We start from the raw sequence: 13,639 nt of genomic DNA, 5'->3' as shown, positions 1-13,639 counted from the left end.
CCGCGTCAACCGAATCGTTCTGGCCATGAACCCTCCTTGTTGAGGAGAGCATAGCAGATATGGAGAATATGTTAAAGTACATTAGTGGGCATATTTAGCAGAATGCGTAAGGGAGGGTCTTCAGACCCTCCGGACAAGAGGGAGCATCTGAAGATGCCCCCCTACGAATCGGCATTCTGTTGGAAGCTCTTGGGTCCTTTCCTTGGGATCACAAGAAGGGGGACGGCCATCGCCCGAATCGGTATAATCCGACACCATGCTGAATGAATGTTTGAAGGAAACATCGAATGACCGGACGCGGGGTGCGAGCTGGCTCGCCGCGGCCGCTCTGTGCTCGGTCTTCACAGCGTGCGAGGGGTCGAGCGCCTCCAAGCCGTTCGCCTACCCGGGGCCGTTTGATACGTGCCAAACGCTCGCGATGGAGTCGGCCCGAAGTCCCCTGCTCAACGCCATCCCATCCGGGTTCGAGGCCGAGGATTCCGAAGGGAACAGGTGGGACTTCTGGGGCCGGGCCAAGGGCGGGGGAGTGACCACCGATGCGGACTCCGCCAACGACATCCTCGTTCCCTACGACAAGGGCGTCGTTTCATCCTGGTTCGCCTGGAATACGGTGTGGCCAACCGCGGGTGTGTGGTCGCGTGAGGCTCCGGAGCAGCAAGCGCTTCGAAGCGAGGATTATTTCAACGCGGACTACACCGAATCGGAACACGGGACAGGGCTCCAGTTCTTCGTGGGCAAGGACAACCGGCGCGTGAAGAAGGATCTCTTCGATCCGAATTCTCCCGACCAGAACCCGATTACGCGGGCCTGCTTCGACGAGAAGGACTGCATCCCATCCCTCGTCACCGGAGATACCGAAGGCAGCCTGTGGACGCAGTGCACCGAGCGCCCAGGGTTGGATGAGCAGGGGAGGCCGCAGGAGCCGGATCGGTATCCCTGCAATCGAGCTCAGGATGAGGTCGAAGAAAAAGGTGAGAAGAAGAAGAGATATTTCTGCTGTGGGTGGGACGAAACGAGCCCTCCTTACTGTTGCGATGCCGTGGATTTGCCGCGGTACAGCATGGAGATGACCAAGCTCACGCCGGAACAAATCCGGAATCAAGTCCAGGCTGAGGACAACGATCACCTCCGCGTGAAGAAGTGGTACATGAGGGAAACGGACCTCGTCTTCGGACTCCTGGTCGGCGACCAGCCGCGGGCGTATCCCCTGAAAATTATTTGGTGGCATGAGGTGATCAACGATTCCTTCGAGGGAGGCGATCCCTACCGCAAGATCCGATTCAGCTTGGCCTACAGTACGCTTACCGATTCCGTTGAAATATTCGATACGACCGATTGGGGCGATCCGGAACAGGAGAAGGGCAGCAGGGCGCTCTCCCTCGGGATCACCGGGTTTGCCCTGAACATCAATCACATTCTCTATGACCGGCTCACGGAGAGTTGGTGGAGCCCCATCCGCTTCCAGACTCTCCGGGGTCTTCTTCGATCGGAAGAGCCGGGGAATGTGAAGGGGTGTCCTCTCCCATACGTCGAGACCACATGGAAGAAGTGGAAGGAATGGTTTCGCGACACCTACGTCTTGTCCGCCGAAACGGGATTCAGGCGTAACTACACATTGTATCCGTATCGCAAATCGGGCACCGAGATTCTGACGGACTACCGGCGCGACGATGGAAACACTTTTCGTGTGACGAACCCTCGGCCCGAGCACTTCGAGCCGGCGACGCGGGCGGACAATTCCAATAATCCGAATCATGTCAAGAATAAGGAACGGGTTTTCGGCATTGTCACCCCCTCGGCGCGGAACGGGCGGAGGGGCTACCTCTTTCGGGATATTCATTCGATGGCGGATGATCGGAGACGCAAGACGAAGGAACTGGATGCGGAGGGTAAAGAAAGAGACAAGTTTGAAGCAGGCTCGTCCGTGATCGGCGACGGACTCTTCAGCACGGCCAAAGACGCGAACTTCGCCGTCATCAACGATCGCGTGGGAGATCTGGACCTGGTCATTTTCTGGGAGGCCGCATCGGAGTCTCTAGCCCCGGACGATGTTCGTATCTTCGATACTCCGCCCGATCGCGTTCGTGTCTATCGGAGACCCAAAGGTTCGGACGGCAAACCGCTCGATTTCTTCGTTCCCGGCTCCAAGTAGGGGCGAGGTATGCCTCGCCCCTACCGAAACATGCCGAGGCACCGGCTGCGATTCTGGCACGGGGATTGCCCTCTTCACTCCCGATGGCAGACATGTCTCCCCTGGACATCCTGTTGGGAAAGGTCGACGTCGCACCGGCTCAACCGGTCGAGGCGCCGTCACAAAATCCCAGTGGTTCCCAACCGTTCGGCAAAATTTTCGCTCAACTTTTCAACTCCATTCAACTCAATCCTCAAGATCTTTCAAAGCTGACCAACCCGGTTCTAGGCCCGGAAAATCTTGCCGCACCGGGAGCAGAAAATGCCGTGTCCGATTTTCTCCAAGCCCTCTTCCAGGCCCTCGATGGGGGCCAGGGGCTTACGGACGAGGTCGAAAATCTCCTGGCGAAACTGGGCATCCAGATTTCCGATCAGGGCTTGGAGCTGGCGCAGGGCGCGAATCCGGACCAACTTTCGGAACTTCTCAACTACCTCGGTCTCGGGCTCCAGGAGCAGAACGGGACGTGGGTGATTGTTAAGGATGGACAATCTGTCAGTGCCGAGCAGTTCCTCGGGATCCTCGACGAAAAGCGCCAGTCGATGGCCGTTCAGCAGGAGGCCAGCCGCCAGGCGTCCTATGAGAACGCCACGATGGATCTCAAAGCGCCGACGCTTCCCACCGAGACACCCGCCGAGTCTGCGGCCAAGGGCGCAGGAGCGACACAAAACCCGGCCGCCCAGCCCGGTCAGACGCAGCAAACGCTGAAGGACGCTGCGATCCCCCTGCCGGAACAAGACGCGGCCGCCGACCAGAAGAATCCACAGACCCAGGCGGACCCGCAGAGCGCGGCTGTCGTTCTGAGCGGGGAAGACGAAACCTCGGAATCGGCCGACGAGCTCGAAGCCATCAAGAACGAGGCTCTCAAGATTGCCGCGCAGGCCAAAAATGCGAAAGGCGGGCCTGTGGCTGTGCCGGAGGCGCCTAAGTCCCAGCCCGCCAACGCCACTGCGCCTGGGATAGAAGCCAAGCCGCCCCTCATCGACTTGAGTTCGAAAGCCGCGCCGGAGGGTAAAGGCGCGGAGGGCACGAGCGGGGTCAGCATGGCGGAGGGGGACGAACGGGCGTTCGCGGCGGCCGGAACCTCGCCCAAGGCTGCTACCGCAAAAGTTGATCCGGCGATCAAGGGTTTGGATTGGAATCCCGTTCTCGATGCATCGGCAGCCAAAGGTTCCTCCGAGGCCCGCTCCGACGTTGGCGGCAATTTCCTGAACCAGGGGAACGGGTGGAGCGGCATGCATCAGGCCGTGCTGACGCAGCAGGGGGCGACGGCCGAGGCCGGCAGGTCGGGAGACCAGACCTTCACGCCCTCGACGGACCTGGGCCGGGATATCCTCCACCAGATCGTGGACAAGGCCCGCGTACAGATCGGTCGCAAGGAAACGCGAATCGAGATTCAGCTCAAGCCGGAATTTCTGGGAAAGCTCCGTATCGAGGTGGGATCGAAACAAGGCGAGCTGTCCGTGGCGATCTTTACGGAGAACTCGGCCGTGAAGAACGTGCTGGAAAGCAACCTCCAGGCCCTGAAGGACACCTTTGCGCAGCAGGGATTGCGCCTGGAGAATCTTCAGGTGACGGTGGATCAGCAGGATCTTGCACAGACGGCATCCAATCCCAACGGCATGGCCGGAGAGATGACCGGCGGGCACGATTCCGGCGACGAGAGGGAAGGCGGCCGGAGGAATTATCACGAGACCCTGGACATGCCGGGCGCGCCCGATGCGGGGTTCAACCGGGTCCTGCTGGATCTGGGGCGCGTGGATCTTTTCGCGTGAACAACATTGTGAATAACGTTCCACTATCGAGGCTTAGCCTCGATAGGCGAGGATGCGTTGGAGGGAATCAAAGGAGGGCGTCATGGCATTGAGAATTCCTGAGGGCATACCGCAGGTCCAGGAACAGAACATCGTTCCGGTCAGGGACAAAAAGAGCCAGGCAGCGGACCAGAAGGATCAGTTTCTCAAGCTCCTGCTCGCGCAGCTCCAGAATCAGGATCCCCTGAACCCCCTATCGGACGTGGAAATGACCCAACAGCTTTCTCAATTCAGCCAGCTCGAGCAGCTTTTCACTCTGAACAACAATTTCGACCAACTCGGGAAAGTGTTCATTTCGCTCAACACCCTCCAGGCGGCTTCCCTGCTCGGGAGGAACGTCAAGGCTACGGGCGAAACCGTGGACATCAAGCAGGGTCTTCCGGAGACGATCAGTTTCAGTCTCCCGGAACCGGTGCAATCGTTGGACATCACCATCGAGTCGGAAACGGGTGAGACGGTGAAGCAGATCAGCGTCAAGGATTCCGGGCGTCTCACCGAGGGTGAGCATGAGCTGATTTGGGATGGAATCACGGAGACCGGAAAGCCGGCGGTGGATGGAACCTACACGGTGCGCTACGAGGCCAAACGGGTAGATGGCTCTCTGGTGCCTGTTCATCAATACCTCGACGGCAAAGTAACTTCGGTTGCCGTTGAGAACGGCACGGTGGTGCTGAGCGTCGGTGACAAGCGACTGAATCTGGAGGACATTGTGGAGATTCGCGAGTCAACTTAAAGAATTATGTGAATTCATCCGATAACCTAAAACATGACGAATGGAGTAGGGGTGGTATCTGGGGGTTTTAGGAGGTGACATTAAATGACTGGTATTCCTGCGTTTTTCATAGGGACGACGGCCCTATCCACATACAGCCGGGCCCTCTCGGTGGTCTCGAACAACATCGCGAACGTCAACACCGCGGGATTCAAGAGATCCCAGGTTCAATTCGAAGACCTGCTCGCCGATTTCCGGTTCGACAATATTTTCGGCACGGGCCGCGGGGTGAACATTGCCAAAGTGGTCAATGAGTTCAGCCAGGGAAGTTTTGAAAACACCCAGACCGATACCGATCTGGCGATCGCCGGGAACGGATTCTTCATGGTAAAGAAAACGACCGGCGGCGACGGGACCTTCTACACGCGCGCGGGTCAGTTCCGTTTTGACAAGAGCGGATACCTGCTCGATACGAACGGATACCGTCTTCAGGGGTACGGCGTGAACGCCACGACCAACAAGTCGACCGGTGTGGCGAAGGACATCCAGATTGACAAGTGGCAACTCGCGCCCAAGGCGACCACGGAAGTAAAGGCCGGGGTGAACCTCGATTCGACCGCCGAAGTGAAGGGCTTCAACGTGGTCTCCGGTGAAAATGATCGCGTCCAGTTGATGGTGGGTTATCCGTCCGATGTCTACAAGACCTTGACGGCCACGATCAATCCGGGCGTCTACACGGGAGCCACGCTTGCCACCACGCTCGAGGCCGCTCTCGAATCGGCGGGCCAATCTTCAGGGATTGTTCACGATTTCTCCGTCACCTACGACAATGAACTCGGCCGTTTCAGTGTGAAGCTGAACTCCACGGACGCGAACTTGTACTCTTTCTCCGTTACTCCCGGTATCAACAACATGGTGAGCATCGGCATCGGTTCCACGACGACGGGAGCGATCACGAGCAGCGTGACCCTCTCGCTCAATCCGGGCGGATCGACCAGCAGCTACACCGCCAGCTCCCTGGCCACCCACATCGAGCAACGATTAGAAGCGCAGGTTGGAGGCGCGTGGTCGGTGACGTTCAGCGGCAGCACCGGAAAGTTCTCTTTGAAGTTGGATAGCTACGGGGCGGGGACAACCTTCGTCAGGATGGGCTTCACCGCCCCGCGGACGACCGCCGAAAATATCCTGGGCTTCAGCTCCAACGCGAGCTTCAATGTGGGGACGACCAACTCCAGCAGCACGGCCCCTTTCAACGGCATCGATATCCAGACCTACCGGACGAGAATTGAATCGTCTCTAAACAGCGGTCTCGTGCTCCGGCAGGGGACGACGAACACGCGCGTCAACATCGCTGCCGGCACCTACACGCCGAACGAACTGGCCGCGGCGCTCCAGACCGCCATTCGCGGCTCGGGGTTGACGGGCGCGAATCAGTTCCAAGTGACCTACGATGAGGGCGCGCGGGATTTCGTGTTCAGAAACGCGAACGGAAGCGGCGGAAGCATCGTTCTGGATTGGAACTACAACACCACCGCGGGCGCCGGGTCAATCCTCAAGACCGACGAAATGGTGCCTGCGCTCTTCGGTTTCACGAGGACTTCGGCCGATCTGTCGATGGCCGCGGGGTCCGTGGCGCGAAGTTCCACGAACGGCACTCTGGCTGTCGGGCGCGCGTTCGAATTCGCCCGGATGATCGGCTTTGTGACCGACACGGCGGGAGGTCCCCGGCCGATGTCTCTGGCGGCCGGTTCGACGGTGAACCAGATCGCCGACGATCTGGATCCCGGCGAGGTGCGGGTGAGCGATGAAGTGGCCGGGCGGTTTGACCCCCGGGACGCCGCCAATACCGCGAACTTCTCTACGTCGTTCGTGGCCTACGACAGCTTGGGCAACAACCGCGTGGTGGAGCTGCATTTCCGGAAAGACTCCAAAGAAGTAGTGACGGACAGCTACACCGGCCGGACCTTGGAGGTGCGACGGTGGGAATGGTTTGCCGGGGTGGATCAGAGCGACGTGTCGAGATTCACCGTGAATGACACCAACAACACACTCCTCTTTTCGATCGAAGGGGCCGACTCCGGCGAGTCTTTTGCCTCCGGTGATACCTTCCAGAAGGTCGATTTGACCACGGGTGTGTACACGGGGTCCGAGCTGGCGGCCCACCTCCAGTCGAAGCTGACGGAAGCCAACAGCGCGGCCAGCGTGACCGTAACCTACAGCTCGACCACCGGGAAATTCACCCTCACCAACACCAGCACCACCCGGCCGATCGCTTTCGACTTCGACGGGGTGAACGCCGATTCGACTGGGAATCGCACGGACGCCGGCTTTGCCGATCTGTTCGGATTCGACACGACGGATTCGAATGACAACAACGGCCTCGGGAATGCATCGGTGTTGCTCGCGGCGCCCACTTCCGGGGTTACGCCCAACGCCTCCAACTCCCTGATCAGCCGATACGCGGTGGGAACGGGACTCGAAATCGAAGCGGCGGGAATCCTCAAGTTCTCGGACGAAGGGAAGCTGTTTGATGCGACGAATCCCGAGAACCCCGAAACCACCAGCGTCGGAGAGAGCAAGTACGGTTTCCTGGACGGCCTCTTCTCCGACTACACCGATTTCGATTTCGATTCGGGATCCAAGCCGGACCAGAGCATCAAGTTCTCGTTCGGCACGACCACACAGTCGGGTGGTTCGGGCGTCGACCTCTCCAGCCAATACAACGCCGAGGCCATCGTGAATTCGATGGCCCAGGACGGCTACGCCCCCGGCACGCTTCTTCGCGTGGCCGTCGCTCGGGATGGAACGGTGAACGGTCTCTACACTAACGGCCAGACGTTCGGAATCGCGCGGGTGGCCATCGCCAACTTCGTGAACATGACCGGGCTCGGAACGCTGGGAAACAACCTCTGGGCCGAGACCTTCGAGTCCGGGCCCCCGGTGGTGAACGATCCGGGCACCGGCGTCGCGGGCACAATCCAGTCAAGGGCACTGGAACTGGCCAACGTGGATCTGGCCACGGAATTCGTGCAGCTCCTGAGAAACCAAAGAGGCTTCCAAGCCAACACAAGAGTCATTACGACGACGGACGGCCTGCTCCAGGATGTCCTCTCGCTCGTAAGATAGCCGAGATGACAGCGTGACAAGGTAGTCGCGTGACCACGTAAAGGAATACACCCGATGACACCCTCCCCCCCCATTGCGGGGGAGGGTGAGGGTGGGGGGTATGAAGGAGGTAGAAATGCAATCAAGGGGAAAAAGGCAGTGAATGTCCGAATACCGGAAATCCCCGAGTACGTCGGGGAAGTGAAGGGAGACCGCCTCTACAACGCGATTTCCATCGACCACATCAATTTCGTCTGCCGCGATTGGCGGTACTCCGAAGTTTCACATCAAATTCATCCGCCGACGGCCTGGCGATCGGCCTACCTGGATCGGCGCAGGGACAACGTGCGAAAGAACCAGACCATGCGGCAGAGCCTTCGAGATCTGAAGGGAAAATACAAAGGTCGCAGTCTTTACGTCGTTCTCACGGGGCCGTCGGTCTTCAAGAATCTCCGCGAAAATCCACCCAGGCCCGATGACATCATCGTCGGGATCAATCGCGGCGCGGTCTGGTGCCCGTACCCCCTCGATTTCGTCCTGATTGCGGACGGCGTGGTGGATGCTCCACGGCTTGCCGGATGGCGTGAGGAGGCCCGGACCCTCCCTATTCCCGCTCCGGAATGGACGGATCCGAATCGACAGACACGACTGTTGATGGCCCAATGGGCCGACCCGGGACTCAGGGCTCTGTACGGCGAGGAAAACGTCTACTATTTCCGCCCTTCCGGTCTGGGACATGAAGCCTCCTATACCGGGCTGGATTTGGGCCTGCCGGAACTCGAATACGCATTCAATACCGGGAGCATGACCCTTCACCTCGGAGACCTGCTCGGCTGCCATGAAATCGTACTGATTGGAGCGGACATGGCTCTCACCGGAGGCATGTTCTATGTCAACCAGCGGGCCAAGGTCCAACCCAAGACGACCTACATTGTTCTCGCGGATATCAACGGGAACCTGACCGTTGCCTCGAACGAGATGATGGTGGTCTGCAAGAAACTGGAGACCTGGGCGTGGCTCCTGAAGAAGTACGGCGTGACCTGTGTGAACCTAACGAATGAAGGCATCATCAACCGATGGTTTGAGCGCAAGCGCGTGAGCCTGCCATTGGAGCTGCCCGTCGCCGAAACCCCTGTGCTGGAACCCTCCGTGCCCATGGAACGCTCCGTACCGGCCCTCGTCGCCGCCTAACTGACTATCGAGGCTAAGCCTCTATAGTACGGCAGCGGATCTACTATAGAGGCTTAGCCTCGATAGCCGGCGGCACCATGGAATTGGGATTTCCATCTCCGTCGTCTTCCCACGGCCTCGGCTGGGTCGATCTACCCGACACCGATCTGAAGCGCGTCTACCCGCCACTTGCCCGGATTCCCCGGTCGGGATCTCGGAAGCGCCTCCAGATCGCCGATCTGAACGGGTACATCTACAACAGCCAGCTTCCGGGCTACTTCGACCGGAAGCGCATGACGTTCACTCGCGGCGGCCTCGCCGATCTCCTCCATGAATTCGAGCGCAGCCACACGAGGAAATACCGGGTTCAAATCCGAATGGGAAACGTTTTTCAATGGGCGCAAGACTGCGATTCGGAGTTCCGGGCGGGGAGAGTTTCCTGGTTGTATGAGAATATCCCGGCCAATTTCCCGTGCCTCTCCGAACGCTTCGTCGACCTGAGGTCGTCACTGGAACAACGGGGTGCGGGGCACTCGGCGGCCTGGTCCGGATCTTTCAGGCCGGAAGCTCTCCGCTCGATGGGATTCGGCGGTGGAAGGCCCATCCTTCGGATCCCTATCGACTATTCCTGCCCGGCCCTCAATTACAATATCGATCTGCTGGAAGCCTTGGGCGTACCGCTCCCCATCCGTACGTGGGCCGATCTCGAACGTTGCCTCGAACGCTGTGCCGACGCGGACTACGTCTGGCCGATCGCCCTGTTCAACGCCCCCGGGGCGGACGGCATCCGGTATTTCACACGGGCCATCCAGAGCATGGTCATGCGATGTCTGATCTCTCGCCTCGATTTCGACAGGGACGGAATCGTAGACCGCCGGGACTGGAGGCGGGTTCTGGAAAGGCGCCGTTTCCACGAGAAGGTGGAGCCCTACGTCGAATCCCTGCGTCTACTCAAACGCCTCAGCCGATACTTCGTCTGGTATGCCAACCGATACGACAGCCTTCACGTCAAACCCCTGTACTTCAGCCGCCGCCCCCAGTGCCTCTTCCGGGCCGGGGACTTCAGGCGGGTTCGGGCGGATATGGAACTCTACGAAACGATCCAGGGAGGGCGTCGGCTGTTTCCATTCCGGGAGGGAGCGATGCACCTTCCGGAGATCACGCGGGAGACCTCCCCGTTCGCCTCGGGTCCGGCTCCCATGCCTCATTCACCGTCGCTTTGGCTCAGCGTCACCCGGCAGGGGCAATCCCGAAGCGAGATCGATGCGGGCATTCGGTTCCTGCAATTCTTCACTTCGAAGCGGAGCCAGACATTTTTCACACGGTGGTCCTACACCGTTTCGGCAACGCGTGACGTTCCCCTGCCGCCCGTGTATGGAGAGTCGGACGTGGTGTTTCGGAGTCGGGAGCTGAACTACATGGGCCTGACGCCGGCGGGTCAGGCCATCTGGAAGGACGCCATCCGTCGGTTCATCGAGCCGGAAGGGGATCTCAAAACAATGTTGTCGGAAACCCGCCGCGCCTTGGACACGGATTTGAAGAGCTTGCGTGAAGAGGAGCGGGAAACCGGACCGCGCTAGGACTGATACGCCCCGCGTAGAACGTTCGCCACTTCCGGACGCGTGAATTCCCGCGGGAGGGATTGGCCCGCGCGAAGAAGCTCCCTCACCTTCGTGCCGCTCAGGGCGAGCCGGTGGGAAACGTCGTGGGGACACGTCTTCTCGGAGGCGAAGTTCTCGCACTCGTAGCAGTAGAAGGTGTTGTCGAAGTAGAGGGGCTGGATGCCGAGTGCTTCAACGGGGATGGTCTTGAGCAGATTCTGGGCATCGAATGTCCCATAGTAGTTTCCCACCCCGGCGTGATCGCGCCCGACGATGAAATGCGTGCACCCGAAATTCTTCCGGAGCAGGGCATGGAAAACCGCTTCCCGTGGCCCGCCATAGCGCATGTAGGAGGGATTGACGCCGAGCAAGACACGGCCGGCCGGGTAGTATTTTTCGAGCAGCACTTCATAACAACGCATCCTGACATCCGCAGGGATGTCGTCCGATTTGGTCTCGCCGACGAGGGGATGAAGAAACAATCCGTCCACCACTTCCATGGCGCACTTCTGGAGATACTCATGGGCGCGATGCACGGGGTTTCGTGTCTGGAATCCCACCACGGAGTTCCACTTCCGTTCCTGAAAAATCCGGCGCGTTTCCGCTGGAGGGAGGCGGTAGGCACTGAAGTCATCATGCGGCAGCGCCTCGAACAGGGTCACGGGCCCGGCGAGAACGTGCTCGCTGGAATCAAGAACCGCTTTCACCCCGGGATGCGCAGCGTCCCCCGTGCCGAAGGCCGTTTCAGCTTCCTCCGGAAGTTTCCGGACGAACTTCTCCTGAACGGCCATGAGGCCCACCGGGCGCGCTCCCTCCGGCGCCGCCAGCGCGATGGGCGAGTTTAGTTTGGTCTTATCGAAAAACGCCTGCGGCACATCCAGCACAATCGGAAGGCTCCAGACCCTCCCGTTCGCCAGAGTCATGTTCTTGAGGACCGACTGGTAGTCGTCCTCTCCCATGAAGCCGGTCAGCGGACTGAACCCGCCGTTGGCGATGAGTTCCAGATCGGAGGTCTGTCGCCGGTTCAGGAGGAGGAGAGGCAGTTTCTCAGAATGCCGGCGGACGGAATCGGCCTCCTTCCCCTGGACGATTCGAGAGATGAGCGTGCCTCCGTGAGGAAGCCCCAGCGAGAATCCAGGGGATGTTCGAGCTTTCTTTCGGGTGGGTTTCATGGGCGCGGGGAATCCGGGCGGAAGGGCGAATTCTACTCGACGACGCTCTGTTCGATCGGATCGACCTTGACGCCGATCCCTTGGAGGTACTCGATGGCGCGGTCGATCTCGTCGTCCACGCCTTCCAACTCCAACGCCACAACTCCTATTCCACTGGAGACTGTGGCCGACCGAACGTTCGTCACCACGCGGAATTTCTGGCCGAGCCGGTAGAGCACGGGCTCCTGAACGAGCTGCGGGGGGAAGGTCAGGTAATAACGCCTCCGATCGTCGTCGCCTCCCGCGATGGCGGGAAGAATGGAGACCTCGTCGGAGTCCTTAACCGGCGTTTTCAAATTCTGGAGGAACCGGACATCCTCATCATTGAGGAAGATGTTGATAAAACGCCGGACCTCCCCCGTGTCGTCGAACAGGCGCTCTTTCAATCCCGGATGGGCCTTTTCCAAGGCTTCAAGAATCTCAGCCAGGGTTGCACCCTGCACGATGACCTCTTCCTTCCCCGCGGTGAGCTTTCGGAGAGGCGTGGGGATGCGTACGGTGGCCATCAGTGGTCTCGACGATCAGGATGCGGCGGGATGGGCTGCCATGGGTTTCGGGGCGGAGGGTTCGCCCTTGAGCAGCGCCTCAAATTCGCGGAGCGAGGGTTTGATGACGACGGGCTTGGGCACCGCCGGGGCGACGGCCTCCTGAGTCTTGAGACCGTTTCCCGTCACGGAGATAACGACGAGATCGTCCCGCCCGATTTTCCCCGTTTCGATGAGTTTGCGCGTGCCCGCCACGGTCACCCCGGCCGCTGTCTCTCCAAAAATTCCTTCGGTCTGAGCCAGATCCTGGATGGCCCGTACGATCTCAGGGTCGGTCGCGCTCTCGGCCCCCCCCCCGGACTCACGCATGGTCTTCAAGGCATAGAATCCATCCGCCGGGTTCCCGATGGCAAGGGACTTGGCGATGGTATCGGGCTTCTTCACGGGCTTGAAGAAGGTGGCGCCCTCTTTGAACGCCGTGACGATGGGGGAACAGCCCACAGGCTGTGTGCCGTGAATGCGGACGGCCTGTTTTTTGACGAGGCCGAGCTCAACGAGTTCCTTGAAAGACTTCCCGATCTTGGTGATGAGCGATCCTCCCGCCATGGGCACGATCACATGGTCCGGCAGGCGCCATCCGAGTTGCTCCGCAATTTCCAGCCCAAACGTCTTTGATCCTTCCGCATAATAGGGTCGAATGTTGATGTTGACGAAGGCCCAACCGTACCGCCCGGCTATTTCGCTGCACAGCTTGTTGACGTCGTCATACGCGCCGAGGATGCCGATGACGCGGGCGCCGAAGATGCCCGTTCCGAGGACCTTCCCCTGTTCCAGGTCGGCCGGGATGAAGACGTAGCATTCGAGCTTGGCGGCGGCCGCGTTCGCGGCGACGGAATTGGCCAAGTTGCCGGTGGAGGCGCAGGCGACCACTTTGAACCCGAATTCGATCGCTTTCGAGTGCGCCACAGACACCACCCGGTCCTTGAACGAAAGGCTGGGAGCGCACACGGTGTCATTCTTGACGTAAAGGTTGGATAGGCCGAGGAGGTCTCCCAGATTCCGGGCCCGCACCAGCGGGGTAAAGCCCGTGAACGTGCCGACGCGGGGGTCTCCCTGGAGGGGGAGGAGCTCCTGATACCGCCACATCGAATGGGGGCGGTGTTCTATCGTCTTCCGATTGAACGTGCGGGCGATGACGTTATAGTCGTACTTCACTTCGAGCGGGCCGAGGCAGAACTCGCAAACGTGGACGGGCGCCTCGCCGTACGACTTTCCGCACTCACGGCAAATCAATCCCAGGATGCGATTTGCGCTCTTGTTATTCACGAAGAGCCATTACACCCCGATGGCGGT

At 59.8% G+C, this 13,639-nt stretch carries 8 protein-coding genes and 1 pseudogene; 6 read left to right on the top strand and 3 right to left on the bottom strand.

From position 1 onward, the window contains the following. Nucleotides 1–256: 256 nt before the first annotated feature. From HYT87_07765 to HYT87_07740, 6 genes are all read left to right on the top strand, one after another. Nucleotides 257–2,152: a DUF3179 domain-containing protein gene (locus HYT87_07765; GenBank protein MBI2059650.1), complete on the top strand. Its 1,896-nt coding sequence runs from the start codon at nt 257–259 to the stop codon at nt 2,150–2,152. 83 nt (nt 2,153–2,235) lie between these two features. Then, on the top strand, nt 2,236–3,963 hold the full coding sequence (locus HYT87_07760; GenBank protein MBI2059649.1) for a flagellar hook-length control protein FliK: 1,728 nt from the start codon (nt 2,236–2,238) through the stop codon (nt 3,961–3,963). An 82-nt stretch (nt 3,964–4,045) separates the two neighbouring features. Then, on the top strand, nt 4,046–4,735 hold the full coding sequence (locus HYT87_07755) for a hypothetical protein (GenBank protein MBI2059648.1): 690 nt from the start codon (nt 4,046–4,048) through the stop codon (nt 4,733–4,735). An 84-nt stretch (nt 4,736–4,819) separates the two neighbouring features. Next, on the top strand, nt 4,820–7,840 hold the full coding sequence (locus HYT87_07750; protein MBI2059647.1) for a flagellar hook-basal body complex protein: 3,021 nt from the start codon (nt 4,820–4,822) through the stop codon (nt 7,838–7,840). 138 nt (nt 7,841–7,978) lie between these two features. Then, entirely contained in the window at nt 7,979–9,010 is a 1,032-nt protein-coding gene (locus HYT87_07745; GenBank protein MBI2059646.1) for a hypothetical protein, read from the top strand. Nucleotides 9,011–9,087: 77 nt separating this feature from the next. Further along, complete coding sequence (locus HYT87_07740; protein ID MBI2059645.1) at nt 9,088–10,569, top strand: hypothetical protein; 1,482 nt, start codon at nt 9,088–9,090, stop codon at nt 10,567–10,569. On the opposite strand, the gene sat is transcribed toward HYT87_07740, so the two are convergent. From sat to HYT87_07725, 3 genes and pseudogenes are all read right to left on the bottom strand, one after another. Further along, a complete protein-coding gene (sat, locus tag HYT87_07735) occupies nt 10,566–11,762 on the bottom strand; it encodes a sulfate adenylyltransferase (GenBank protein MBI2059644.1) in 1,197 nt (398 codons plus the stop codon). The genes HYT87_07740 and sat overlap by 4 nt on opposite strands. Before the next feature lie 275 nt (nt 11,763–12,037). Continuing rightward, nucleotides 12,038–12,310 (bottom strand): annotated as a pseudogene (locus HYT87_07730) (MoaD/ThiS family protein). A 12-nt stretch (nt 12,311–12,322) separates the two neighbouring features. Further along, nucleotides 12,323–13,588 (bottom strand): threonine synthase, encoded by a 1,266-nt coding sequence (locus HYT87_07725; protein MBI2059643.1) that lies wholly within the window; start codon nt 13,586–13,588, stop codon nt 12,323–12,325. Nucleotides 13,589–13,639 lie beyond the last annotated feature (51 nt).

The sequence above is a fragment of the Nitrospirota bacterium genome (assembly GCA_016180645.1).
Lineage (GTDB): Bacteria > JACPQY01 > JACPQY01 > JACPQY01 > JACPQY01 > JACPAV01.
This window is presented reverse-complemented; position numbering and strand designations above follow the sequence as displayed.

Bases quoted from the DNA above. Each gene is read 5' to 3' on its own strand.
- HYT87_07765 (MBI2059650.1), top strand. From the start codon at position 257: ATGCTGAATGAATGTTTGAAGGAAACATCGAATGACCGGACGCGGGGT.
- HYT87_07760 (MBI2059649.1), top strand. From the start codon at position 2,236: ATGGCAGACATGTCTCCCCTGGACATCCTGTTGGGAAAGGTCGACGTC.
- HYT87_07755 (MBI2059648.1), top strand. From the start codon at position 4,046: ATGGCATTGAGAATTCCTGAGGGCATACCGCAGGTCCAGGAACAGAAC.
- HYT87_07750 (MBI2059647.1), top strand. From the start codon at position 4,820: ATGACTGGTATTCCTGCGTTTTTCATAGGGACGACGGCCCTATCCACA.
- HYT87_07740 (MBI2059645.1), top strand. From the start codon at position 9,088: ATGGAATTGGGATTTCCATCTCCGTCGTCTTCCCACGGCCTCGGCTGG.
- sat (MBI2059644.1), bottom strand. From the start codon at position 11,762: ATGAAACCCACCCGAAAGAAAGCTCGAACATCCCCTGGATTCTCGCTG.